The organism is Nitrospirota bacterium (genome assembly GCA_040755395.1).
Classification (GTDB): Bacteria; Nitrospirota; Nitrospiria; order Nitrospirales; family Nitrospiraceae; genus DATLZU01.
Map to the genome: position 1 here is coordinate 91302 of JBFMAX010000003.1, position 25601 is coordinate 116902.

The window sequence follows — 25601 nt, forward strand, 5'->3', positions numbered from 1 at the left end:
CGGAATCGTCTCCGTTTCCGCCGCGGCTCGCGCGGCCGCTCTTCAACCGGAGGCGCATTCTGCCATCAGGCCGCTTGTCCGGCAAGAACGACCGCGTCGTCGGACCGGCCGGAAGCGCCTCGGCCGTCACGCGTGAATCATCGCCGCCGGCCGGCAGTTGACAGCCTCCCCGTTTGTCCCTTAGAAGAAATTTCATTGGGCTCTCCGGCCGATAAGGATTCAGGAGGCACTGGGTGACGGTCCTCCGGCTGGACGCTCCTGGACCGATGTCTTGGCGGCCGGACGATGGACGGCCCGCTCTGAGCGGCTTGTGGCGGACGGCGTTTCTCAAGAATTGGCCGGTAAGGAAACGACCTCCTGGGAGTTTCCCGGATGGGGCACGGCGGAGCGCATCCGGGATCTCGGCAGCGGGCCGGTCTCGATCACCCGGCTCGATACGTCGACTCCCCGCAAGCTGGGCGAATGGAAAGCGACCGGCATCTGCGGCAACGACATCACCTCGAGCTGTCTCTACGTCGCCGCCCTCTGTAGTCTCTACGCCGGCCCCTATGCGCCCCTGTCCCTCCTGGGCGTGGCGGGGGTGCTCTACTTGTTCCGGAAGATCTATGGGGAAGTGGTCACGGCGCTTCCGCTCAACGGCGGCGCCTATAACGTGTTGCTCAACACCACCACCAAGGCCAAGGCCTCGGTGGCGGCCTGCCTGACCTTGCTCTCGTACGTCGCCACGGCGGTGATCAGCTCGAACGAGGCCATGCACTACGCCGGGAACCTGTGGCAGGAGCTGGACGTGTACTGGGCGACGGTCGCCGTGCTGGGGCTGTTCGCCCTGCTCAACGTCGTCGGCATCAACGAGTCGGCCGTGGTGGCGCTCGGGATTTTTACCGCCCATATGACGCCCTCACCGTGCTGGTCGTGACCTCGGGACTGGCCGTGATGAAGGATCCCTCCGGCTTGGTCATGAACTGGCAGACTCCTCCGCCCGGAGGGATGCGGTCGGCCGTTTTCTTCGGCTTCGCGGTCGCGATGCTGGGGATCAGCGTATTCGAAAGCTCGGCCAATTTCGTCGAAGAACAAAAGGACGGCGTATTTCTCAAAACCCTGCGGAACATGTGGTGGGCGGTTGCGATCTTCAATCCGCTGATCAGTTTCTTGGCCTTAGGGTTGATTCCCCTGGACCAGATGGCGGCCCACAAACAGGACCTGTTGGCCGAGATGGGCATGCTGTCCGCCGGTGCATGGTTGCAGCATTGCGTGAGCGCCGACGCGGTCCTCGTGCTGTGCGGCGCCGTGGTGACAAGTTACGTCGGGGTGACCGGACTGGTCCGCCGGATGAGCCTGGATCGTTGCCTCCCACAATTCCTGCTGTTGGAGAATCAGCGGTTCCGGACGAACCGCTGGATCATCGGCCTCTTCTTTTTCCTCTGCTGTTCGATCATTACGCTGACGTCCGGACGGATCGAGACGTTGGCCGGTGTGTACACGCTGTCCTTCCTCGGTGTCATGGCTCTGTTCGCCGTCGGCAATATGCTGCTGAAGACCAAGCGAGCCGAGCTCCCGCGGGCTGTGCGGGCCGGATGGGGCGGGGTCGCCGCGGCGCTGGTCGCGGTCCTTGTCGGCCTGGTGGGCAACGTGCTGTTGAATTCGGCATATCTGCAAGTGTTCAGCCTGTATTTCGTCGTCACCGTGGCCGCCGTCGGACTGATGTTTGAGCGGGTGCGTATTCTGAAAGTTGCGCTGCTCGCATCCAAAGCGATCGCCGAACGGGTTCTGGCGTTCAATCGTCGGCTCACCGACTGGACGGTGCGACGGATCAGCGAGATCAACAGCCAGGCGGCCATCTTCTTTGCCAGCGGCTGCGATATCACGGAGTTGAACGCCGCCGCCCTGTATGTCTTGAACAACGAGCAGACCACGCGGCTGAAGGTCGTCCATTGCTACGAGCGGGAGGAAGAGATCCCGCCGCAGTTGGCCGAGCATCTGAAGACGCTGGATCATATCTATCCGCAGCTCCGCATCGACCTGGTTCTGGTCAAAGGTGAATTTGGTCCAAAGCTGATCGAACGGCTCTCACGGCGACTGGGCGTGCCCAAAAATTACATGTTCATCGGCACGCCCGGCAACGAGTTTCCCCACAAGTTGAGCGAGCTCGGCGGCGTCCGCCTGATCATGTAGAGTGGTGCGTCACCGGCGGCCCGCTGTCCCGCCGCCCGAATGCGGCGGCGGGAGCAAGACCGTGCTGCTCGCACGGCGACGCGACGATCCATTGCAAGGAGTTCAATCGCTCGGCGGGACATGAAGCGTCTGGTGCAGGTGACACAGATCGGTCTGATAGGCGTCAGCGCACTGTTGATCCCCGGCGTGCCATTCGGCCAACCGGTTCCGCAGTCGCAGGAACCGGCGGAGACCGTCGGCGAATCCGAGTCGGAGACGATCGAGGAGAAATTGCGGAAGCTGGAGCAGCAGGGGCCGCAACCGGAACCACAGCCATCCGAAGCCCCTCAACCGAATCCGAAAGAAAAGGCTCTGGAGCGACTAAAGCAATTGGAGCGGCAGCGGCAGAAAGAGCGGGCCAAAGAGCTGGAAGAGCAAGGGCCGAAGGAACGGGCCCGTCAGAAGGTGCAGGAGCTGAAACAACCCAAGGAGCCGGTGGAAAGAGAACAGCGGAAACTCGAAAAGTTGCAGCAGGGTCCGCTGGAAGCGGCGTCGCCGCAACTGCCGCCGGCGAAGCCGTCGGAACCGGCGGCCTCCAAAACCCGGGTCAAACAACTCCTCGGTGTGTACGACGAAGTGGTCTGCATCTACGACGAAATTCTGCAGAAGACGGAACCGGGGACGGGGACGCTCTATCGCGCGTTGAATGGTCCGGCGTGATTGGTGCTGGGCGGGGAGCATCGCACCCGCTATGAGACCATGGACGGACGATTCCGCGCCGGCGAAGCCGGCAGCGACCAGCAACTGACCTTGCGCACGAGGATCCTCTTCGAGATTCAAGACATCTTCGACCCGGTTCCCTTCACCGTGGAGCTGCAGGATTCCCGCGCGTATCTCACCGACACAGGGTCCTTCGTGAACAATAATCACGTGAACCAGACCGATGTTCAGCAGCTTCACATCGATCTCGTCTCGGACAACTTTCTGGGCACGGGCCTTCCGACGGAGCTGAATATCGGGCGGGTCAACATGGACCTGGGGCGGGGACGGTGGGTCGCCCGCAATAACTTTCGCAACGCGACCAACGCCTATGACGGCGCGCACTGGAGCCTGGGCGAGAGAGACCGATGGCATCTGCACAGCTTCGTCGTGTGGCCGGTCGAGCAGTTCCTCAGAAAAGCCGATCCCGTCTTCACCGAAAATCCCACCACCCTGTGGGGCGCGTACGTGCAGCTTCCGCCCATGGAGCGGTTCCGCACCGAATTGTCCTATCACGGGCATGCCAGCCGGGGCGAAGCCAGAGATTTCACTATGCTCGGCGCCCGGTTCTTCAAGCTCGGCGGGGTGGGCCGGTTCGAGTTCGAAGTCGAGACGGACTACCAGTTCGGCAATATCACGCCGACCACCGGCTTCGGTCATTTTCACCACGGAGAATTCGGCTACACGTTCGACCTGCCTTGGACGCCCCAACTTTTGTTCAAATTCGATTACGCCAGCAACGGGTTCGACACCCTCTACGGACGGCGCTCGTTCGAGTTGATGCCGACCGGCATTTTCGGAGCCATTCAGCGCAGCAATGTGATCTATCCCGGCTACCGCGTCCTCGTGAAGCCGGCCGAGCGAGTCTACCTGTTCGTGCAACATCGGCCGGCCTGGTTGGCCGACGGACGAGGGCCTTGGGCCGGCACCGGGCTCCAGGATCCGACCGGCGCAGCCGGAACCTTCCTGGGACATATCGTGGAGCTGCGCGCCCGATGGGGGATGACGAACTATGCCTTTCTTCAGGCCGGATTCGCGCATTTCTCGTTCGGCTCGTTCCCGCAACGGGCGCCGGGCAGTCCAGGCGCGTCACACTCGAACTACGGATACGTGGCGACCGAATTCATGTTCTGATCCGGCGGAGTGGGGTGCCGATCTTTGATAAGACCTCAATGGAGGGGTCGCAAGGCGGCCGCGGAAGCGTCTCTTGTCGTGTGCAGTCGCAGAGAACCCGCCATCCCGCGGTCGCTCATGCCGGTCTCACTCGCCTTTCTTGTCCGTCGCCGGCGGCGCCGTCCACACGACTTTCTCCTCCTTGTCACGCAGCATCAAGACAGGGGCTCCGTCGGGGTCCAAGAACAGGCTGGCCCGGTGCTTGTGCTTCTCATCCAGCAGGTCCAGCGCCATTTCCTTGTTCTCCCGGAGGCCGAGGAAAGCGCTGTGTTTGCCTTTCTTGCTGCTGATGAGGAAGCTGGGACGGTCTTCGCCCTCCAGGCTGAGGAAGAGGCCGTCCTCGCCGCTCTTGTCGATCAGCGAGAGCAAGGGACGATCCCGGAGGATCAGACTGGGACGGCCGGCCTCGTCCAGGCTGAGGCCCGCGCGCAGCGTGTCCTTCCTGTCGTACAAGGCCAAAATCGGTTCCTCTTTTTTCGGCAGGGGCTGCACGGCCATCGTCATCAGCCGGTGGCCGTCTTTGTCCTTGAGCGCGATGCGCGGCGCGCCTTCCTCGACCAGCTCCACCCGGAGTCGCGGGTGGTTGTCTTTGTCGATCAGGTCCAGCCCATCCAGGGCCAGACTGGTCCGGGCCTTGCCGTCCTTGTACAACATGAGGTGCGCTTTCTCCGGAGCGGTGGCCAGAACGGCGTTGGTCTGCCCCTTTTGATCTTCCAGGAACAGCCGGGGATTCCCGTCCACATACAGCAACGTCGCGACCCCTTTGCCCTCCTTACCGGTCAAGCGCAAGTCCGGCCACCCCTGATCGCTCAGCCCGAAGCCCGCCGCCGGCGTGCCCTCCTTGTCCATCGTCAAGTCCAGCCGGGGCTGGCCCTTGCTGAGGAGCGCCAGCCGGATGCGGGGGCTTCCGTCTTTGGCGTTGAGCCGGAGATCGGGCGTCCCCTCCTCCGTCAGGGCCAGGCTCGCGACGGACATCCCGTCTCTGTTCACGAGATCCAGACGCGGCGCTCCCTTGTCCGAGACGGCAAGCTGCGCGCGGGGAGTTCCTTCCTTGTCCACCAGCATGAACTGTTCGGCGGTCACGACCCGCTGACGCGGGGCCGGTTCCTGAGCGACGACGGGGTCTCCCAGCAGGAATCGGGTTCCAAGCGTGCCGCCGACAAAGCCCGCCAGCAATGACAAAGCGATCACGATTCCGTACGTACGTGTAGGCATGCCGACCTCCATTTCTCTTGCGGACAACGTCCGATGAGTGCGGACCCGCCCGGCCTGAACGGACCGGCGGGCGGGGCTGATTGTACCGTATTGACGGCGCGGCGAGCAGTAGCGCGCATTAGACCTTGACCGGCATGTCGGCGGGTACCACCTGCACTGTGAACGGACCGCTGGCCTCACCGACGTGCGGGGATCGAGGGGGAAACGGATGGCAAGATGAAAATAGTTGTCATGGCCGCAAGGCGGCTACCCTGTTTGACCTGTTGCCCCGAAAATTTCCCCTCACCCTCGCCCTCTCCCACTCAGGGGAGAGGGAACACACGTTTTTTCCTCTCCCCGGGTACCCGTTGCTCCGGGACCGGGGAACCATTGCTCTGAAGATGTAATGGGTGCCCTCTTCGCAAGTGCAATGGGTGCTCGACAACGGGTGATGAGGAGGGTCGGGTGGGGGTGAAGCTACCGGCTGTTCGCTATCGGCTGCCGACGACGTTGTGTGATTCAAAACTCGCGGATGATCCGGAACCCGACTTCCGGCAGCGTGAAGTCATGCGTCAAACGCGCGCCGACTCCGGCCTGGATCATCCAGTACTTGCCGACCTCGTAATGCACCTGCGGCATCACGAGCAAGGCCGCGTGGCCGCCCACGACCTGCCCGAAGTTCGTCTCGACCCCGGCGACGAGACGGTCGGTCATGTCCGCGAAGAGCGTCATGTTGCTGAGCAGCTCGGTGGTCGTTCCACCGGCTGCGCGGCCGAGTTCGAAGCGGGGGCCGACCATGCCGAACAGACTCCTCATGTCATCCAAACGGAAACCGGCCAGGTATAGCCAGGTGGTCGTCCAGATGCGAGGATCGAGATCGTACTGCAGGATGGTTTGGGCGCCGTGGATGTACCGGTTCCGGAACGCCGTGCCGAAGGTGACTTGCCCGGCGGCCTTGTAAGCTTCGACCCGGGCGTTTTCCATCGGCAGTTCCAGTTCGAGCGCGATCCCGTCCGTCAGCACGAACTCGATCTCCGGCGCCCATTCGAAGCCTTGCGTATCGGGGCTCCGGCGCACCAGGCCCAGCGGATCGGGCACGTCGTCCACCCTGCGCGTTTTGCGCGAGAGGGGGACCAGACCCAGCGTATTGAATTCCGCCTCGCCCGCGTGGCGCCGAGCGGCCGGACCAGATCGAACACCATCGGCTCCGGAATACGGGGGCCTTTTTCTTCGCCCGAGACCCGTTCCATGGTTTCCGGCTCGCGCTCTTCTTCGAGCGACAGAGTCCATCGTCGCGGCAGGTCGCCGAACCACGTGTCCGCCGGCGGCAAGCTGGCTGCGAATCGGCCGTCCGCCGAAAGCGTGGTCCAGGAAATCGACGGGAGCAACGGCGGGCGTTCGGGCCCAACAACTTCGGCCCGAAGTTGCCCGACTTGAGCCGCCAAGTGGCAGAGCAAGACCACGGCCCCGATGATCCTCGGCGTTTGTCGAAGCGATCCGTCGGTGGCGGAGACCGCCGAACCGCCGAGCGATAGCACGACCGGCATTTACGGCGCCTGCAGGATGTCGGTGGTCCGGAAGGTGAAGAAAAAGAGGATCGTGTACTGATCGTAGTAGGCGTTACCCGTCGTCCAGTGCGTGGACCGGACGAAACGGCCGGTGGCGGTCTCGTAGATGTCCAGATACAGCCGCGCGGCGACCGCGTCGCGCACAAAGGGCAGGTCCCAGGAGGGGGAATCGATCACGCCGAAGTCCCCTTCCTTCTGCAGGTGCACGTGCGCGCGATCGGTTTGAAGCCCGCTGACCTCGACGGCGACCGTCGCGCCTTCCGGCAGGGGCACGTTTACGTCGGCCAGCGCCCGCTCGACGGCGTGGGTGAGGAGCAATTGTTCCACCGCGCTGCGCGGCGTCTTGGACACTTCCTGCGGCAGCGCGCAGGCGGCCAGCAACACAAAAAGCGAGAGCGGCACTATTTCGAGCCGGATGCCGCCGCGACGGCGCACACGGCCGACGCCGGCCGATCGACGTATCCCGGTCAGGGTGTCGTGCATGCGGTCAGTCAGCCGTCGGGAGGGGAGGACGTCGGGGGTGTCCCGCTGAGTTGATCTTGGAGTTCGCGGATGCGCGCTCCCTGGGTCTCGATGGTCTCCAGCAACCTCGACGTCTCGCGGGCTCGTCGCCAACGGGGACCGAGCGACAGGAGGAACGCGAGCGCCGCGCCCAACGTCGCCGACGAGAGGATGACGATCACGAGCGAACTCTCGTATTCCCACATCAGGAACCGCACGGTCACGGGGGCCGTGTTCTGCAGGGCAAAGACCGCGGTCAGCAAAGCCAGGAGGAATGCAAAGAACAGCGTCACCATCAGAACCTCGCCTAAGGAAGGATCGCCTTCCGCCGCCGTGTCAAGTCAGCTTATACGCACTGGCGTGGTCACGATCCGTCGGCGCAACGAACAGCGTTGACAAGAAGGCAGGTAGCAAGTAGCGAACAGCTAACCCTGTGTAGAAAATGCGGGTCCTGTCGCCAACCAGCCGGGTACCCGTTGCTCCTCTCCGTTTGCAACGGGTGCAGGCTCGCACCCCGCCCGGTGTGGGGACCCCGCTGCGCGCGGACGGGCGCCCAGGTTGACGCCACCCGCATTTTCATGATGCGGGGTGAGCCGAACGCTCATAAAGACTAATCCGAAAATAACACGGTCCGCCGACCCTGCATTGCCCTCGCCGCATCTGGGGAGAGGGGGAGGGTGAGGGGAAATCCTCGCGGCCCCACCCTCACCTTTCTCCTCTCCCTCCTCTGGAGGGCGAGGAAGCAGGAATGATGCAAGGATGATCGCCTCGTTAGCAGAAATTATGTTGGGCTCCTCCGGAAATTGTGTGGGTCCAACCTGGGGCCGGGTCGGGCGGCGTCGCGAATCGCGGAGGTGTGGGCACCGCGACTTGGCGGGCGGCGACGGTGCGCGAAGCGCAGGCCGATGACTGTTCGCCGCTGGGTTCGCGCGCAGCGCCGAAGCCAGCAAGTTCCGCAGGCCAGGAGAGGCCCGCTTAGTGCGGTCGCGCCGGAGCGTTTGAGCAGCGCAGGCCGACCCGGCCCCCTGTCAGAAACAGCAGATGCCACGAACCCCTGGTGACAACGATGTACCCACACAGAATCCGAAAGAGCCTTATTTTGGATTAAGGCTAATAGATAGCAGCTGATAGCGGCAAGCCGGCAGCGTTCCGCACCTGCTGCTGGCTGCTCGCCATCCTCCTATGGCGATCAAGCCGGGCTCCAATACTGGATCAGGTAATAGACGCTCCAGATGAGGAGCCCCAGGACCACCAACTTGAGCCATATGGGAACGGCTCCGTCCCGCTCGCGGATGCCCGCATGCCGGTAGTGGTAGACCCGCTCCGCCTCGCGCTCGCTCATGGTTCACCTCCCGCTGATCGGGGTGTCTGAAGCCTGAGCCGTCAGGCTTCCAGGCTCCTGTCGTTGCCCGTGCTGCACCACCTCTTTCTCCAACTCGCCCCGCCGTGCGGCGGCGGAGAGTCCGGCCCAGATGCGGGTCCTGGCCTGCTCCTTGTCCGCGTCCTTGAGTCCGGCCGCGACCAGTTCGGCTTCGTGCGCCGCGACGCGCAGCGATTGCGCATAATGAACGATGTCCCAAATTTCTTCAGGTTTCAATTGCTCGCTGAACACCGGCATGGGCGTGCCGCCCACGCCGGTCGCGACAGTCTTGAAGAGATGTTCGCTGTCGTGGCCCAGTTTCACGCCGCCTGCGGCGCCGGCCGGCAAGGTGAAATTCGCCGGCTTCAGCGGCTGTCCCCAGATGTCCTTGAGCACCGGCACCATGGGACCGTCTCCCTGCCCGCCCGAACCGTGGCAGATCATGCAGTTGGCCAGGAACAGCCCTTTTCCTTTTTCCAACGACGCCGTCGTGATCGGCGGTTCACTCGGAATCGCGATCGGCCGTTCGACAGGCTCCTTCGACCAACGATCCGAGAACGTCTTGATGTACTGGACCACGGCGCGGCGTTCGTGATCGGAAATCTCCTGCCAGGACGGCATCGCGGTGCCCCACAGCCCGTGGGTGATCGTGCTGAAGAGATCCACATCGGTCGGGAGCGAATCCTTGCCCGGGGTCGAGCGGAACTTGAACACGCCCTTCGTGAAATCGCGCGGACGGGGATCCATGAACCGCGCTGCCGGCCCGTTGCCGTCTCCTTGCACCCCGTGGCAGCCGACGCAGCGGCGGACATAGACCTCACGGCCGAACTTGAGCAGATCCTCGTGCGCCTGCGGGCTGGCATCGAGGGCCAGGCCCGCGACCTTCTGCGTCGAGGCGAAGCCTTCGCGCCAGTCGCCGATGCCCGTGCCCAGCTTCTGCAGATACGCCACCAGCGCCTGACCCTCCTCGTTGAGCCGCGGCGGGCCTCCGTCCTTGGCACGCTCGAACAGCCACGGGAACGCGGGCATGATCGAGTCCGGCACCACCTCCTGCGGCGACCAGTGGTGGGCGATATGCCAATCGTCGCCGTACTTGAGACCCACACGGGTCAGATCGGGTCCGATCCGCCTGGTGCTGAAGAGATGCGGGCGGTCATGGGCGTATTCCCCGGCCTGCGAGACCGGTCCCCACCGGAACGACTCGCCGGTGACCGGGCGGACATATTGGGAGTGGCAATACCAGCAGCCCTCGCGGATATACACTTGTCGGCCTTGCAGTTCCTGCGGCGTGTAGTCGGCCACCCGGATCGGCAGCTTGGTGACGACGTCCTCGACGAGCGGCGTGCGTGTTTCGGCCATGAGCCAGGGCGTCACGCCCTGGATGCCGACCGCGAGGAAGAAGAAGCCGAACCCGGCGGCGAGAAACACCGTCGAGGGGCTTTCGATCCAACTCCCTTTGGCGACGACCTGGACCGGTGTTTCGTCCGGTCCCGCGGCGTCGGAAACCTCGCGCTCCAGCGGCGTCCCTTCCTGAGCGGTCTTGTAGAAGTTGATGAACATCAAGAGCAGGGCCACGTCCATCGCGACGCCGCCCAGCGTCCGGGCCACCCACCAGGGCTTCATCTCCTTGACCGTGTCCACGAAGTTGGCGCCGAACTCCAACATCGAACCCTGGACGAAGCCCTGCGCGGTCAGCCCCACGGCCATGACGGTAAAGCCGGCGATCGTGAGCCAGAGGTGCCAGCTCGCCAGCCGATCGCTCCACAACTTCCGGCCCGTGACCCGCGGCCACACGTAGTAGGCCGAGCCCACCGCCCAGACGACGAAGGTGCCGAAGACGGTCAGGTGCGAATGGGCGATGACGAAGTCGTTGAAATGGGTCAATTCCTGCAGCCGGCGCAGCGCCTCGACCGACCCTTGGAAGCACCCGAGCAGGTAATAGACCGCGCCCAGCATCAGAAACTTGGCGGCGTAATTGTCGCTCCCTCCGCCCCCGGCCACCGCGCCCCAGCGGCCCAGCATCGTCCCGAAGAAGTTCACGATCACCGTCCACACCGGAATGATCAGCAGCATGCTGGTCACGATCGAGATCGTCTGGGTCCAATGCGGAATGGGACTGTAGAGATAGTGGTGCGTGCCCACGAACGGATAGAAGAACGCGAGCGACCAGAACCCCAAGAGCGAGAGTTTGTGGCTGTAGAGCGCGTTCTTGGCGCTCAGCGGCAGGAAGTAATAGATGAGGGCGAGCCCGGCCGGGGTGATCCAGAGCCCGACGATATAATGGATATACAGCCCGTGCATGGCGGCGCTGTTGACGCCGGCGATGTCCTCCGTATAAGGGAGCAGCACGTTGCCGAGGATCAGATTCATGACCGTCCAGATCAGCGCGGCGGTGGTGTACCACATGGCTACATAGAAGCGTGTTTCCACCCGGTGGAAGACCGTGGCCAGCACCTGGAACGTGATCACACCCAGCACCGCGAAGCGCAGGATATTCAACGGCCACTGGAACTCGCCGGCCTCCAGGCCCATGTTGTAGCCCATCAGCAGGGACAGTGAGCCGAAGATCAGAAACGCGTTCCAGGCGTGCAGGAGCCACCAGCCCCATGCCTCCTTGTACATCCGCACGCCGCAGAGGCGCGGGACGACGTAATAGAGCAGGCCCAAAAACACCGTGGAAAATGAGCCGAAGATCACGCCGTTGACGTGGACGGGCCGCAGACGGCCGAAGGTCAGCCACGGAAGGCCGTCCAGAAATTCCGGATTGTGGAATTTGATCGAGACCAGCACCCCGACGATCGGGAACACCGTCAGCCACACGAGCGACCACCAGATCCACGCCTTCACCAACGGCCGATTGACCAACTCGTCCTGCATAACGTTCTCCTCTTTCCGACGCTTCGACATCCCCGCGGGAAAGACCGCCTTCACCACTCCTTACCAAGGAGGGGTTGGAGAGGTACGGCCGACTCCCGCTCCGGCGGACCCGCAGTCCGCAGGATCAACCAGCCTGCGGCGCCCGCCAGGACCGACCCGGTCAGGATGCCCACTTTGGCGGGAGCGTCCAGCGGCGTCTTGCCGAACGCGAGCCCGTCGATGAACAGCGACATCGTGAAACCGATGCCGGCCAGACATCCCACGCCGATCACGTGACGCCATGTGATCTCCTCGGGCAGGGCGGCGACCCCAATGCGCACCGCCGACCAAGAAGCCAGCGTGACCCCGACCGGCTTGCCGATCAGCAGGCCGGCGATCACGCCGAGCGCCACCGGAGGCAACAGGGTCGCCGCCGGATCGCCCTCGATCGTGACGCCGGCGTTGGCCAGGGCGAAGACGGGCAGGACGACGGCGATGATCCACGGGTGCAGGGCGTGCTCCAGACGCTGCAGCGGGGTGCCGACTTCGTGGGCCGCCTGCTGCAGGCGTGTCGCCACGGCCTGCCGGTCCGGGTTCGCCAGCGGGGGACGGCCCGGGTCCGTCGCCTTCTGGAACTTCTCGAGCAGCGCGCGCACCCGCACGACGAACTCCTCACCGGACAGCTTCGTCCTCGCCGGGATCGTAAGCGCCGCGAGCACGCCGGCGATTGTCGGATGGATGCCGGACAGGAAGAACGCTAGCCACAACCCGCCGATGCCGAGAATTCCGTAGACCAGCGGATGGCGGATGCCCAGGAGGTTCGCGCCGATGAGACCGACCAGAAACGCCGCGCCCACCGCCAGGCTCGCCCAGGAGATCGTGGACGTGTAAAACAAGGCGATGATCAGCACCGCCGCCAGGTCGTCCCGGATCGCGAGCGCGACGAGAAAGACCTTGAGCGCAACCGGGACGCGCGCCCCGAGCAGCGACAGGATTCCCAGCGAGAAGGCGATGTCCGTGGCCATCGGGATGCCCCAGCCCCTCGCGCCCTCGGTCCCGGCGTTGAAGCCGAAGTAGATCAGGGCCGGGAGAGTCGACCCCCCCAGCGCGGCGGCGAGGGGTAGGGCGGCCTGGCGCAGAGAGGAGAGCTCCCCGACCAGGACCTCGCGCTTGATTTCCAGCCCGATGACGAAGAAGAACATCGCCATGAGCCCGTCGTTGATCCACAGGATCAGCGGCTCCGTGAGGGCGAAGTCGCCGATTCCGAGCGTGACCGGCAGCCGACGAAACGCCGGGTAGGCATCCGCCCAGGGCGAGTTCGCCCATGCCAGCGCAATGACCGTCGAGATCAGCAGCAGGATGCCGGCCGCCGACTCCGCGTGGATGAAGCTCTGGAACGGCTCGATGACCGGCCCGATCAGCGGCTCTCTGGTCCCGTCTTCGTTCCGTTGAAACATGACTGCGCAAGAGGTTCAGGGCCCTCGGTGGCCTTTCTTCTTTTTGAGATACAGCACCGTCAGGCCGATGAAACCGATGACCACCGCCAAGCAAGACCAAAGGATCCGTGGTCGCCTCCGGTTGGACGAGAGCTATCAGCTCGCATGCGCGACAGGCGAGAAAAGCGCGACGTGCCGAACCCCGCTATCCCGTGCCCCGCGCCCCGCTATCCCTTTACCCCGTAACCCCATTACCCCTCGCCTCGCGCCCCTAGCCCCTCGCCTTCTGACGTCGGCTTCGAGCAAGGTCTTCCAGGCAGCGGATCACCAGGGCGGTCCAGCCGGTCTGATGACTTGCGCCGCAGCCCCGTCCCGTGTCTCCGTCGAAGTATTCGTGGAACAGCGTCAACGCGCGCCAATGCGGATCATCGGCGAAGCGCCGGTCCTCTCCCTGCCATGGGCTCAGGCCCCGATCGTCCGGATGAAAGGTCGCCGCGAGACGTTCCGCGAGCAGGAGAGCGATCTCTCGAAGGGACTTCTTCCGTCCCGACCCGGTCGGATAGTCGACGAGCAACCCGTCGCCGTAGAAATGGTGGTAACGCTCGAGCGCTTCGATGAGGAGATAGTTCAATGGAAACCAGACCGGCCCCCGCCAGTTCGAATTCCCGCCGAACAGGTCGTTGTCGGATTCGCCGGGGACGTAAGCGACCCGATACTCGTTTCCCTCGGCTTGAAAGACATACGGGTGTTCCAGATGCGCCCGCGACAGCGAGCGGATGCCGAAGGGCGCCAAGAACTCATGCTCATCCAGTGTATAGCTCAACACCCGCTCCAGGCGGGCCCGGGAGGGGATGGCCAGCAGCAACCGATCGTGGGAGGCGTCTTTCAGCGACTCCATGTAAGAGATTTGGCGGTGAAGGTCCTGCCGGTTCTCGATGAACCAGCGCATCCGTTTGGTGAAGCCGGGGAGGCGGTCGAGTTCATTTCGTTCCAGGACTTCCACCGCGATCAGCGGCAACAGCCCGACGATCGAGCGGACCTTCAGGGCGACGGGTTCGCCGTTCACATGCAGATGGTCGTAATAAAACCCGTCTTCTTCCTCCCACAAGCCGGTTCCGTCGAGGTTGTTCAACGCGTCTGCGATCGCCACGAAGTGCTCGAAGAACTTGGACGCCACATCTTCATACGCCAGGTCCTCCTGGGCCAGTTCAATGGCCATCGCCAGCATCGTGAGACAGTAGAAGGCCATCCAGGCCGTGCCGTCCGCCTGCTCCAAGTGGCCGCCGGTGGGGAGCGGCTTGGAGCGGTCGAACACGCCGATGTTGTCGAGCCCCAGAAATCCCCCCGAGAAAAGATGTCGGCCGCGCACGTCCTTGCGGTTGACCCACCAGGTGAAATTGATGAGCAGCTTCTGGAACGCCCGGGTGAGAAACACGCGGTCGCGCTTGCCCCGCTGCGCCGTGATCTTGTACACGCGCCAGCAGGCCCAGGCGTGGACGGGCGGGTTCGCGTCGGCGAACGCGAACTCATAGGCCGGCATCTCGCCGTTCGGGTGCATGTACCACTCGCGCAAAAACAAGATGAGTTGGACCTTGGCGAACTCCGGATCGATCCGCGCGAACGGGATCATGTGGAAGGCCAGGTCCCAGACCGCGTACCAGGGGAACTCCCACTTGTCCGGCATCGAAATGACATCGCGGTTGTAGAGATGCATCCAGTCGCTGTTCCGGCCCAGGCGCCGCGAGGGGGGCGGGGGAGGCTGGGACGGATCGCCGTCCAGCCAGTCTTTGACGACATAGAAGTAAAACTGCTTGGTCCACAGGAGGCCGGCGTAGGCCTGGCGCGCCACGCGGCGCTCCTCGTCGGACAGAGCCGGCGGGATCACGGCGGCGTAGAACTCGTCGGCTTCCCGGATCCGCTCGTCAAAGAGGCGGTCGAACTCCCGCGCGAACGGCGACGCCGTCGCGGCTTCCTCTCGGCAAAGCCGTAAGCGCACGACCTGCTGTTGTCCCGCCGGCACATCGAGACGATACAGGGCGGCGACTTTGGTCCCGACGCCGGCCGGATTGACTGCGCCGGTTCGACTGTGAACGACAAACTCGTGAAACGCGTCCTTGACGTGCGGCGAAGAATTCGCCGTTCCGAACAAGCGGGCCGTGTTGGTCTCGTTCTCGGTGAACAGGAACTCCGGGCCGTGCCGGCCGGCGGCCGATTCGGCGATGAAACGGAACCGTCCCAGCTCGTGGTGGTCGGTCAGGACCGCCGTGTCGTTCGCGCGGACGATCTGCGGCTTGGGGCCGTACCCCTCTCCGAAGCGGCCCCAAGCCCAGATATTGCGGAACCAGAGGGTCGGCAGCAGATGGAGCGTCGCCGGCTCCGGGCCTCGGTTGGCGATCGTGAGGCGGATCAGGAGATCGTCGGGCGAGGCCTTGGCGTACTCCGCGAACACGTCCCAGTAGCGGTTGTCGTCGAAGATGCCGGTGTCCGGCAGCTCGAACTCGGGTTCGTCCTTTCCACGGCGGCGGTTCTCCTCGACCAGACGCGTGTAGGGAAATTCCGCGTGAGGATACTTGTAGAGGGCCTTCATGTAGGAATGCGTCGGGGTCGAGTCGAGATAGAAATAGCATTCCTTCACGTCCTCTCCGTGATTGCCTTCCGGGCCGGACAAGCCGAACAGCCGCTCTTTGAGAATCGGGTCGCGTCCGTTCCAGAGGGCGAGCGCGAAGCACAATCGGCAACGCCGGTCGCAGACGCCGAGCAGGCCGTCTTCGCCCCAGCGGTACGCGCGGCTGCGTGCATGGTCGTGGGGAAAATAGTCCCAACAGGTCCCGTCGGCCGAGTAGTCCTCCCGCACGGTCCCCCACTGCCGTTCCGAGAGATAGGGTCCCCACCGTGTCCAGTAGCGTGTTCGCTCCGCGTCCTCGGCGAGACGCTTCCACTCGGCGCCGCGCGATTTCGGTTTGGCCATGTGCTCCCCGCTCTACTTCATCGCGCTCCTGGCCCGCGCGACCGCTTTTTGCGCCCGCTTGGTGATCGTCTTGCGGGCTTTCCGGGCGGTCTTCTTGACCTTCTTCGTAGCCTTGCGCTTCAGGGCTTTGGCTTTCTTGCCGGCTTTATCCATAAGGCTGCCCATGAGTGTCCTCCTTCCGCGGATTTTACGAGGGAGATTTATTTCGTCGCCTCCTTGGCCTTCTCGACGGCTTCCTGCGCCGTCTCCTTGACCTGCTCCGCTCCTTCTTGTGCCTTTTCGGCCGCTTTCTCCGCCGCCGCCTCCACCTTCTCCTTGCCTTCCTGCATCGTCTGCCCGGCCTTCTCGACCGCTTCATCGACCTTCTTGCCGGCTTTCTCCGCCGGCCCTTCCTGTTTGCACCCAATTCCGACGCACAGCACCGCAGACGCCAAAAGAACCGTGAAACCTCGATACACGCTGCTCATGGCTACCTCCTTTCCCCCGACCATCGCCCCGTTATTCATGCGTTTCGCCGCTTCCTGAAAGGTCTCTCTTTGCATGAAGCACCCCCTCACCCTAACCCTCTCCCTCCGGGGAGAGGGAAGTTTCGTACTCTTTCCCTCTAGCGCGCTAGAGGTGGAAGTCAGGGGGGTGTTGCTTTTCCCCCGGGATCCGGCGCAGCACCGCCCGGGCCGGCGCGCCGTCGCTTTGGGCGATTTTGATCGGCAGACAGATCAAGTCGTACTCGCCCGGACGGACGCGCGACAGGTCCAACCCCTCGATGATCCAGACGCCGGCCTTCAACAGCGCACGGTGCACCTCGGGCCCGTTCTTCTCGTAGCCGCCGACGGACAAGTAATCGACGCCGACGGTCCGCACCCGGCGCGCGGCGAGGAACTCGCCGGCTTCCGTGGACAGATACACGAACTCCTTGGTGAAGGCGTCCGTCTTCCAGACTCGGGCGGAATTGCGTGTCTTGAACAGGATGCGCTCGCCGCGACGAATCCGGTGCGGGCACAATTCCTCCACGGTGATGCACTCGGGATCGCGGATGGCGATGACGCGGGCCGGCCCGATCACGGCCGACAGCGGCATCTCGTCCAATCCTTTCCCGCCGCGGAGGAAATGAACCGGCGCGTCCATGTGCGTGCCGCTATGGGCCCCCATTAAGATCATCGAGAGCGTGCACTCGTCCCCCTGTTTTATGTCCAGGATGCGCGCGATCCGGACCGGCGGATTATCGGGCCAATGCGCCATGCCCGTCCGAAACGCCACCGACACGTCGATCCACGCCGACGCCATTTCACGCGGTCCTTCCGGCTTTCTTCAGCAACCGGGCCAAGTTAACTCCGCTGGCGATCACCCCGATGTGGCTGAAGGCCTGCGGATAGTTGCCGAGAAACGCTCCGGTCGCCGGATCGATTTCTTCCGGCAGCAACCCCAACCCGTTGGCCCTGGCGCAGAGCGAATCGTAGAGGTCCATCGCGTCATCGAGCCGCCCTTGCTTGGCCAGATTGTCCACCAGCCAGAAACTGCAGAGGAGAAACGCGCCCTCATGGCCCGCCAGGCCGTCGGGCGAGACCTCGGGCAGGTAGCGGTACAGCAGTCCGTGACCGGCCCCCAGACGTTCGGCGATCGCGGCCGTGGTCGCGACCATCTTCGGATGATCCGCCGGCACGACCCGGCGCAGCGGCAGCGTCAGCAAGCTGGCATCCAGTCCGCCTCCGCCCAGATGTTCGGTGAGGGACTTGATGTTCTTGTCCCACGCCTCCTCCAGAATGACGCGGCCGATGCCCTCGGTCGCGGCGCGCCATTCCTTCACGTCGCCGGGAAGCTGAAAGCGCTCCGCCAGCCGGACGGCGCGGTCCAGCGCCACCTGGCAGAGCGCGGCGGAGTAGGTGAACAGGCGTCCGTTCGTCCGGACTTCCCAGATGCCGTGATCGGGCGTCCGCCATTCGCGACGGGCGGCGTCGGCGAGTTTCCGCAGCCGTTCCCACAGCGCCGGATCGATCCGGCCGTGGTGGGCCGCCCACTGATACGCGCAATCCATGATTTCGCCGTACACGTCGTGTTGGCGTTGGTCCGCCGCCGCGTTGCCCCAGCGCACCGGGCGCGACCGGCGATAGCCTTCCAACTCCGCATCCACCCGTTCGGGCGGTGGGGCCTTGCCGTCCAGGCCGTACAGCACCTTCGGCCGCCCGTCCCGGTCCACCGCGTCCAGGACCCAGCCGAGAAAGCCGGCCGCTTCCTGCGACAGCCCGATACGATGCAGCGCATAGACCGAAAACGCCGCGTCCCGGATCCAGGCGTAGCGATAATCCCAGTTACGCGGGCCGCCGATCGCTTCCGGCAACGACGAGGTCGGCGCGGCGACGATGGCGCCGTTTTCGAAGTGATCGAGCAGCTTGAGCGTGATGGCCGAGCGGCGCACGAGCGCCTCCTGGGGGCCCTGGTAGTCCACATGCCGCATCCAGCGGCGCCACGTGTCGTGCGTGTTCCGGAGCAACTCGTCGTAATCGACGGCGTGGTGATGATGGGCGCCGGTCCAGCGCAACAGCAGGTGGACGGACCGGCCGGCCTGCAGCGCGTGCACCGTGCGCAGCCCCTTGAGCGGAACCGTCGAGGAGAGATGCAGACCGAGATCGGACCGGCCTTTGCAGCGGATCGCCAATCCGTCGCCGCGCGGTTCGGCCTCCGCGCCGCCGCGGGGGACGATTTCGACGCGGAGCCGTACCTGTCCCTCGAGCACGGTCGCGCTCCGGAGAAGTTCGCGCCTGGTCGCCGGCTGGTCTTCCGCGAGATCAGCGCCGGATCGCAGCGGAAACGCGTCGGTGACCCTGAGCATGCCCGTGGCCGTGCGCATCTCCGTGACGAGGACCGCGCTGTCCGGTTCGTACGACTGCCGCGCTTCGCGCACCCCCTCCGGCGCCACCGTGAAGGCGCCGCCGCGGGCGGCGTCGAGGAGGCGACAAAACAGAGGCGGGGAGTCGAAGCGCGGCACGCACAGCCAGGAGACGGCGCCGTCGCGGCCGACCAGCGCGGCGGTCGCCCCGTCGCCGATCAGGCCGTGATCCTCGATCGGCAGATACCCGTCGATCGGACCGAGCGGCGACCACCGCGTCATGCGAACGATCCTCCCTCGGCTGTACAGTTGTGGGTGTGGCGCAAGGGCTTATCTTCTCGCCGCGGCTCGATCGCCAAACCTTCGGGCGGTGACGTCGGGCCCCTCCGATCCGGCCGGATAGTCCTGCAGCGGAACGCCTCCTCCGGCCCAGACGTCGAGGATCGGCTCGACGATGCGCCAGGACTCTTCCGCCTCGTCGTCGCGGATCGACAGCAGGGGATCGCCCTTGAGCACATCGAGCAACAGGCGCCCGTACGCCGGAAGGCTCGGAGAAGGCAACACGGTGTCCAATTCCGCGCGTTCCAGCCCGAAGAGATCGCCGGGGCTGTTGATGTTGACGCCGAGCGTGATGCGGTCCGGGTCGAGCTCCAAGCGCAACACGTTCGGTCTGGGATCGTCCTCTTGCCCGAAAGCCAGATGGGGCACCGGTCTGAAGTGAACGGCGATCTCGCGACGGTCTTGCGTGAGGGCCTTTCCCGTCCGGAGCGTGAAGGGGACTCCCGCCCACCGCCAGTTGTCGACCATCAACGTCACCTGGGCGAAGGTTTCGGTCCCGCGCTGAGGATCGACGCCTTCTTCCTGGACATACGCGAGAATTTCGCGCTCGCCGATCGCCCCGCGGCCGTACCGGCCGCGGACCGTCCGCCGGATGACTTCGTCGGGAGAGAGGCGGCGGACCGCCTGCAGGACATCCACTTTGCGGTCGCGCAGGATCCGTTCGTTGAGCGTGTGGAGCGGCTCCATGGCGATCAGCGCGAGCAACTGCAGCAAATGGTTCTGCACCATGTCGCGCAAGGCCCCGGTGCCGTCGTAGAACGACGCCCGGCCCGCCGCCGTGAGGGTCTCGTCCCAGACGATGTCGATCCGTTCGACGTGCTGGGAGTTCCACAGGGGCTCGAAGATCCGATTGGCGAACCGCAGCCCAAGAATGTTCTGCACCGTCTGTTTGCCCAGGAAATGGTCGAGCCGGAAGACGGCTTCCTCGGGAAACGACTCATGCAGCAAGCGGTTCAAGGCTTGGGCGCTCTCGAGGTTCTGCCCGAACGGCTTCTCCAGGACGATCTTGCCGCCCTTCGGCGGGCCGAGCGCCGCCAGCGCCTCGACCGTCGGTCGAAACAGCGCGGGGGGAAGAGCCAGATAGGCCACGAAGGGTTCCGTCACCGACCCGAGCGCGTTCGCGATCTGCCGGCGGTCGGTCACGTCCGCCCGCCGGTATTCCAGGATGGACAGGATGTCCTTGCGCGACGAGGGATAGACCGGCGGAGAGGTGTATTCCAGCTTCTCCTCGATGCGGCGCCGAAACGCCTCGGTGTCCCAGTCGTCCCGCGCCAGGCCGAGGACGTGAACGCCGTCGGGCAACATGCCGCCCTGCTGCAGCCGCGCCAGCGCGGGGACCAAGAAGCGGGACGTGAGATCGCCCGACGCACCGAAGATGACCAATCGACGGATCATGTGCGTCTCTTCAGCCCGTTCCTCTCCTCTCGGTCTTGGCCTTTACCTGGACGATCTCACTCTGTCAGGTCATCCACCCGCGCAGAGCTGTCTGTGGGCGCATTACTTCAACTTTGCCGTCGCGTGTTCGACCGCCTCCTTGAGATCGGCCCAGGCCTTCTCCGCGCCGGTCTTCAGCGACTCCCAGGCGTCCTCGCCGGCTTCCTTCAATTCTCGGAGCTTGGTGTGCGCCGCCTCATACTTCGTGGATATCGCCTCGATCTGCTTGTGGTACTCGATCTTGGCCGAGGCTTCGGCCTGCTCCGCTTTGGATTTCAACACCTCGATCTTGGCCGCCCACTCTTTGATCTGCGCTTCGAGTTTGTCCTGATAGGCCTTGCGATAGGTGTTCTGCATGCCCATGGCCCTTCCTCACCTGACTGACGGTTGATGAAATTCCCATCGATTCCTTATCCTCCGGCGTCACCGGCTCAGCAGTTCGCGCTCCGCCGCTAACCAGTCGTCGAGGTCATGGCCGTGCTCACGGCCGCGTCTTTCGTACAGTTCATACGCCCGTTGGGCGATCCTGGTGTAAAGATCGTCGGTCCGAGAAGCGGGCTCGGAGTCGGGAGGAGAGGCGGCGGTTTGCGTCTCGGGTTGTCCGGACGGCCTGCGTGTTTTGATCACGATGCGTCTCCTCATGATCAGGTTCGTGCTGCAGAATTTTCGCGGCAGACAAGTTCCACGTCCCGGCTCGGGGCGTTTCATCTGGACACGCGGGAAGACAACGGCAGGCGCCAGCGTCTCCGCGACACCTCCCGTTGCTCCGGCGGCGTGGAGCGATTGGCGAGAATCTGCGCATCGAGCAGTTCGCCGCAGTTCACGCATCGCCAGGAATTCTCGTCCTGCGGACTCGAAGCGGTCTCGTTCGCCAACGGACCGATCCAAACCATCAACCCGCTACAACGAGCGCACTGCACGGCATCGTCCTTTCGTCTAGAAAAACAGCAAGTAGCTAGCAGCTAATAGCTGGTAGCTACCAGCCCGTAGCGTCACCCTCACCCAACCCCTCCCCCTTCAAGGGGGAGGGTCTCGGGGAGGGGGCATTCTCGTCTGATCTGAACGGCGCGTGCTGTTCGCTACCGGCTCCCCGCTCTTTTCTACAAAAGTGAACGGACTGCCGGTAGCGGGGATTTTCCTGAAAATGGCGGGCAACGCGAGGGGAAAAACCCGACAGGGATGGTCGCGCTTACGGCTTGAGCGACCGTTCGGGGGTCAGGACGCCGTGGTCCAGCGCGTAGCGGACGAGATCGGCGCGGCTTCGCAGGCCCAATTTCACCATGAGGCGGGCGCGATAGGTTTCGACGGTCTTGGCGCTCAACTTCAATTGCTCGGCGATTTCCTGATTGGTGAAGCCGCGCGCCACGTGGGTCAACACCTCCCGCTCACGCCGGCTCAACGGTTGGTCGGGAGGGCCGGTCGGCGGGCGCATCCGGTTCCGGTCCGCCGCAGGCGGATCGGCGAACATCCGATCGGGGTCGCACGAGAGGTCCACGAAGGTCCGTCCTTGGGCGACGGTGCGGATCGCCGTCAGGAGCTCCGAGTCCACCGCCGTTTTCACCACGTAGCCCGCCGCGCCGGCCGAGAGGGCCAGTCGCAGATATCCGGGATCGTCGTGCATGGTGAGCACCAGCACGCGCGTCGCGGGGGACGCCCGGCTGACTTGCCGGATGGCGTGGAGGCCGTCATGCGACGGCATCGAGAGATCCATCAGCGCCACGTCCGGCGCCGTCGCCGGGATCCGTTGCTCCGCTTCCTGACCGTCGGCCGCTTCGCCCACCACTTCCATATCCGGCTGCCCGTTGAGGAGCAGGCGCAAGCCGCTTCGGAGCACCGCGTGGTCGTCGGCGATGAAGACTCTGATCTTCATGCGGCCGATTCCTCCGGAAGGGGGATCGTGACGGAGACGGTCGTCCCTTTCCCCGGCGCGGATTCGATCGACACGCTCCCCCCGAGCAGCGCCGCCCGTTCACGCATGCCGTGCAATCCCAGGTGCCGGAAGGTTTCCGTCTTGTTCAGCAAGCGTCCGGTGTTGAAGCCGCGTCCGTCGTCTTCGACGACCAGTCTGACCAGCGACGGTTCACGCCGGACGACGACGCTGATCGTGTTCGGGGCCGCATGCTTGGCGGCGTTGGTCAGCGCCTCCTGCGTGATGCGATAGAGCGCCGTCTCCACCGGCGACGGAAGCCGCCGGCCGTTGATCCCGCTCACGTGCACATCCACCGTAATGCCATAGGCCGCCGCGTACTCGTCGGCATGGCGTCGCACCGCTTCTTCCAGGCCGAGATCGTCGAGCGCGAGCGGGCGGAGGCCGCGCGCCAACCGCTGGATTTCGGCCAACGTGTGCGATGTGAGCCGGCGCAGGTCGCCGGCCTTGGCCTGCACGGATTCAAGGGTCTCCGCGTCTTCCAGGGCGCGGAGGCCGACCAGCAGCGACGTCAGCGACTGGGCCGTCTCGTCGTGCAACTCGCGGGCGATCCGCCGCCGCTCGTCTTCCTGCACGGAGATGATCCGGTTCAGCAGGTGGGTCTGAATGAGGTCCGCCTGTTGGAGTTTTTGGTAGGCCAAGGCGTTCTGTACGGCGACCGAGGCGGCCTGCGCGACGGCCACGAGCTTGGCCTGATCGGAGAGTGTGAACTCCGAGCCGTCACGCCTATTATGGATGTTGAAAAATCCGATGACCTCCTCCTTGGCGTCCAGGATCGGGACGCTGACGGCCGACTTGACGCCGAGTCTCTTCCGCAATTCGGGGATGATCTGAGGATCCGTCGCCGCATCGTTCGTCACGTAGGGAACCTTGTGCTTTAACACCCAGCCCGGCAGACCGCGCCCTGCAGGCCAGCGGTATTCGAGCGGGAAGGCTTCGCCCCGATGGAAATACCTGCGGCACTCCATCCCTTCGGGAGTGCGGAGGCCGGCGCACCCGCCTTCCGCGTTCACCAGGGCGATCGCTTCCACGACCAACGCATCCATCAGGCGGTCCACGTCCAGCGTGGCGCTGAGCTTTTCGCTGATTCGGAGAAACGCCCGCGTCGTGTCCTCGGCCCGCCTCCGCTCGGTGACATCGTTGACCAGCGTCAAGCGCGCCGGCCTGCCCGCAAACACGGTGTTGTGATAGGAGATTTCCACGTCGATGAGCGTGCCGTCTTTTTTCCGGTGGCGCCACACGCCGATGTTGGTTCCGGAGGGAATGTCACGGTTGGCGGACAGGACTCCGAGGAACAGCGGAATGTCTTCAGGCGGCCGGATGTCCTTGACCGTCATGCGCAGGAATTCTTCGCGGGAGTAGCCGTAGTGGCGGACCGCCGCGTCGTTGACGGCGAGAAACTCCAGGGTGTCCAGGTCCACGACCCACATCGGATAGGGGCTGTGCTCGAACAGGCGCCGGTGCTGGTCCTCGCTTTCCCGCAGGTGTCGCTCCATCTGTTTCCACAGGGTGATGTCGGTTATAGCGCCGATCATCCGGACCGGGGCGCCGTGCTCGTCGAAGATGACGCGGGCCCGGTCCAGCACGTGCGCGTAGGATCCGTCGGCCCGTTGGAATCGGTACTCGCCGAACCATGAGGATTCTTTTCGTTCGAGCGACGCGAAGACGCCGGCGAGGACGGCGTCCCGGTCCTCCGGATGCACGCGATCGATCCACCAGTCGAGCTTGGGATCGACATGGTCCGCCCGGTGCCCGAACAATCTGTGCAGCCCGTCGCCCCACCACACCTCGTTCGTGTTGAGATCCCAGTCCCAGACGGCGTCATGCGTGGCCTGCGCGATCAGCCGGAATCGCGCCTCACTCACCCGGCGCCGCTCTTCCGCCCGTTTGCGCTCGACGGACTCCGCTTCCAGGGCGTCCAACGCTTTCGAAACGAGCGCCTGTTCGGCTTGTTTCCCCTCCGTGATATCCCGCGTGAAACAGCGCGCGTGGGAGAAAGCGCCGTTTTCCCAACGGACGTTGGAATCGATCAGCACGTACTTGATCGAGCCGTCCTTGCCGCGCAGTCTGGCTTCGTAGTTGCGCAGCGTCTCGCCGCGCGAGAGCCTCTCCAGAATGTCGTCGATGGCGGCCCGGTCCGCGTGGAATTCCGAGATATGGCGTCCGATCATGTCGTCGGGCGTATAGCCGAGCAGATCGGCCTCCGCCTGATTCACCCAAAGGATGCGGCCGTCCGGCCCCACCCAATGCATGCCGACGGCGGCGTGCTCGATGAAGTCGCTGAGGTCGCGCTCCTTTGTGCGAAGCCGCTCGGCGGATTGCTGTTCCCTCAGGCCGAGCCACAAGGTCGCCCAGAGCACGACGACGGCGATCCCTCGGTTGACCAGATCGATTTCGGGCTCCGCGCTCCGGGAAGACAAGAAGAATGCCAGGACGGTGAGGGCCGTGCATCCGGCCGCTGTCGCTATGGGGATGGCGCGATGAGACGCCGACAGGGAAAGAAACACGAGCCCTGCGTACAGCACGGCCGCGATGATGCTCGGCGGCGTCCACAGATCCGCGAAGAAGATGCCGGCGGCCAGCGCCAGGACACACGAACCCACAAGCGCGTCCTTCGTGTTCAGGCGCCTGACCGGGTCCCCGGCGACTTCGTGCGGCTTCATTGAAAGACCGGTGTGCGAACTTGGCTGTCCGTTAATGATACGGGACGGAAGGGTGGCGATCATGCTAAATCCGCAGCGGCGCCTCGGTCAAGGTCGTCCTTGTCTGTGTAGAAAATGCGGGTCCTGTCGCCAACCAGCCGGGTACCCGTTGCTCCTCTCCGTTTGCAACGGGTGCAGGCTCGCACCCCGCCCGGTGTGGGGACCCCGCTGCGCGCGGACGGGCGCCCAGGTTGACGCCACCCGCATTTTCATGATGCGGGGTGAGCCGAACGCTCATGGTGACTGTGTGGAAAATAGGCGCGAGGCTGGAGGCCCGGGGCTAGAAGCGGAGTCTCTTCCCCCCTTGCCCCGAGCCCCTTGCCTCTTGCCCGCTCATGATGTTCATCCTGCAGGGTGAGCCACGGGCTCATGAAGACCGCTCTGAAAATAGCCAACAGCCGATCGCGAA

At 64.4% G+C, this 25601-nt stretch carries 23 protein-coding genes; 4 read left to right on the forward strand and 19 right to left on the reverse strand.

Features of this window, described 5'->3' with window-relative positions:
* Nucleotides 1-271: 271 nt before the first annotated feature.
* The 4 genes from AB1555_06690 (at nucleotide 272) to AB1555_06705 (ending at nucleotide 4044) form a co-directional block, all read left to right on the forward strand.
* Nucleotides 272-916 (forward strand): amino acid permease, encoded by a 645-nt coding sequence (locus tag AB1555_06690; GenBank protein ID MEW6246381.1) that lies wholly within the window; start codon nucleotides 272-274, stop codon nucleotides 914-916.
* A complete protein-coding gene (locus tag AB1555_06695; GenBank protein ID MEW6246382.1) occupies nucleotides 904-2172 on the forward strand; it encodes an amino acid permease in 1269 nt (422 codons plus the stop codon). Before AB1555_06690 ends, AB1555_06695 begins: the two co-directional genes overlap by 13 nt.
* 120 nt (nucleotides 2173-2292) lie before the next feature.
* The gene (locus tag AB1555_06700) at nucleotides 2293-2871 is read left to right on the forward strand and encodes a hypothetical protein (protein MEW6246383.1); all 579 of its coding nucleotides are present in this window, start codon (nucleotides 2293-2295) and stop codon (nucleotides 2869-2871) included.
* A 3-nt stretch (nucleotides 2872-2874) separates the two neighbouring features.
* Nucleotides 2875-4044, forward strand: coding sequence for an alginate export family protein (locus tag AB1555_06705; GenBank protein ID MEW6246384.1), 1170 nt, complete (start codon nucleotides 2875-2877; stop codon nucleotides 4042-4044).
* A gap of 126 nt (nucleotides 4045-4170) precedes the next feature.
* Here the strand turns inward: AB1555_06705 and AB1555_06710 are convergent, their stop codons facing one another.
* The 19 genes from AB1555_06710 to AB1555_06800 all read right to left on the reverse strand — a co-directional run bounded on the left by AB1555_06710 (nucleotide 4171) and on the right by AB1555_06800 (nucleotide 25093).
* Nucleotides 4171-5298 carry a hypothetical protein gene (locus AB1555_06710; GenBank protein ID MEW6246385.1) on the reverse strand — a complete coding sequence of 376 codons (1128 nt, stop codon included), beginning with the start codon at nucleotides 5296-5298 and terminating at the stop codon, nucleotides 4171-4173.
* Between the two features lie 498 nt (nucleotides 5299-5796).
* Complete coding sequence (locus tag AB1555_06715) at nucleotides 5797-6375, reverse strand: hypothetical protein (protein ID MEW6246386.1); 579 nt, start codon at nucleotides 6373-6375, stop codon at nucleotides 5797-5799.
* Nucleotides 6294-6824, reverse strand: coding sequence for a hypothetical protein (locus tag AB1555_06720; GenBank protein ID MEW6246387.1), 531 nt, complete (start codon nucleotides 6822-6824; stop codon nucleotides 6294-6296). Before AB1555_06720 ends, AB1555_06715 begins: the two co-directional genes overlap by 82 nt.
* Entirely contained in the window at nucleotides 6825-7328 is a 504-nt protein-coding gene (locus tag AB1555_06725) for a hypothetical protein (GenBank protein MEW6246388.1), read from the reverse strand. It abuts the gene before it with no gap.
* Between the two features lie 8 nt (nucleotides 7329-7336).
* Nucleotides 7337-7642: a LapA family protein gene (locus tag AB1555_06730; GenBank protein ID MEW6246389.1), complete on the reverse strand. Its 306-nt coding sequence runs from the start codon at nucleotides 7640-7642 to the stop codon at nucleotides 7337-7339.
* A gap of 893 nt (nucleotides 7643-8535) precedes the next feature.
* Nucleotides 8536-8688, reverse strand: coding sequence for a cbb3-type cytochrome c oxidase N-terminal domain-containing protein (locus AB1555_06735; protein ID MEW6246390.1), 153 nt, complete (start codon nucleotides 8686-8688; stop codon nucleotides 8536-8538).
* A 3-nt stretch (nucleotides 8689-8691) separates the two neighbouring features.
* Nucleotides 8692-11583 carry a cbb3-type cytochrome c oxidase subunit I gene (locus tag AB1555_06740; GenBank protein ID MEW6246391.1) on the reverse strand — a complete coding sequence of 964 codons (2892 nt, stop codon included), beginning with the start codon at nucleotides 11581-11583 and terminating at the stop codon, nucleotides 8692-8694.
* A gap of 50 nt (nucleotides 11584-11633) precedes the next feature.
* Nucleotides 11634-13019 carry a Na+/H+ antiporter NhaA gene (nhaA, locus tag AB1555_06745; GenBank protein MEW6246392.1) on the reverse strand — a complete coding sequence of 462 codons (1386 nt, stop codon included), beginning with the start codon at nucleotides 13017-13019 and terminating at the stop codon, nucleotides 11634-11636.
* 250 nt (nucleotides 13020-13269) lie between these two features.
* Nucleotides 13270-15966: a glucosidase gene (locus AB1555_06750; protein ID MEW6246393.1), complete on the reverse strand. Its 2697-nt coding sequence runs from the start codon at nucleotides 15964-15966 to the stop codon at nucleotides 13270-13272.
* A 12-nt stretch (nucleotides 15967-15978) separates the two neighbouring features.
* A complete protein-coding gene (locus AB1555_06755; GenBank protein MEW6246394.1) occupies nucleotides 15979-16131 on the reverse strand; it encodes a hypothetical protein in 153 nt (50 codons plus the stop codon).
* Nucleotides 16132-16166: 35 nt separating this feature from the next.
* The gene (locus AB1555_06760; GenBank protein MEW6246395.1) at nucleotides 16167-16508 is read right to left on the reverse strand and encodes a hypothetical protein; all 342 of its coding nucleotides are present in this window, start codon (nucleotides 16506-16508) and stop codon (nucleotides 16167-16169) included.
* Nucleotides 16509-16578: 70 nt separating this feature from the next.
* Nucleotides 16579-17250 carry a cyclase family protein gene (locus tag AB1555_06765; GenBank protein MEW6246396.1) on the reverse strand — a complete coding sequence of 224 codons (672 nt, stop codon included), beginning with the start codon at nucleotides 17248-17250 and terminating at the stop codon, nucleotides 16579-16581.
* A 1-nt stretch (nucleotide 17251) separates the two neighbouring features.
* Complete coding sequence (locus AB1555_06770) at nucleotides 17252-19072, reverse strand: glycoside hydrolase family 15 protein (GenBank protein ID MEW6246397.1); 1821 nt, start codon at nucleotides 19070-19072, stop codon at nucleotides 17252-17254.
* 48 nt (nucleotides 19073-19120) lie between these two features.
* Nucleotides 19121-20524: a glucose-6-phosphate dehydrogenase gene (locus AB1555_06775; GenBank protein ID MEW6246398.1), complete on the reverse strand. Its 1404-nt coding sequence runs from the start codon at nucleotides 20522-20524 to the stop codon at nucleotides 19121-19123.
* 102 nt (nucleotides 20525-20626) lie between these two features.
* Nucleotides 20627-20926 (reverse strand): coiled coil domain-containing protein, encoded by a 300-nt coding sequence (locus AB1555_06780; protein ID MEW6246399.1) that lies wholly within the window; start codon nucleotides 20924-20926, stop codon nucleotides 20627-20629.
* Between the two features lie 60 nt (nucleotides 20927-20986).
* Nucleotides 20987-21190, reverse strand: coding sequence for a DUF2934 domain-containing protein (locus AB1555_06785; GenBank protein ID MEW6246400.1), 204 nt, complete (start codon nucleotides 21188-21190; stop codon nucleotides 20987-20989).
* 77 nt (nucleotides 21191-21267) lie between these two features.
* Nucleotides 21268-21483, reverse strand: a complete 216-nt coding sequence (locus AB1555_06790; GenBank protein ID MEW6246401.1) for a hypothetical protein — start codon at nucleotides 21481-21483, stop codon at nucleotides 21268-21270.
* A gap of 269 nt (nucleotides 21484-21752) precedes the next feature.
* The gene (locus tag AB1555_06795; protein MEW6246402.1) at nucleotides 21753-22433 is read right to left on the reverse strand and encodes a response regulator transcription factor; all 681 of its coding nucleotides are present in this window, start codon (nucleotides 22431-22433) and stop codon (nucleotides 21753-21755) included.
* On the reverse strand, nucleotides 22430-25093 hold the full coding sequence (locus AB1555_06800) for a PAS domain S-box protein (protein MEW6246403.1): 2664 nt from the start codon (nucleotides 25091-25093) through the stop codon (nucleotides 22430-22432). Before AB1555_06800 ends, AB1555_06795 begins: the two co-directional genes overlap by 4 nt.
* Nucleotides 25094-25601 lie beyond the last annotated feature (508 nt).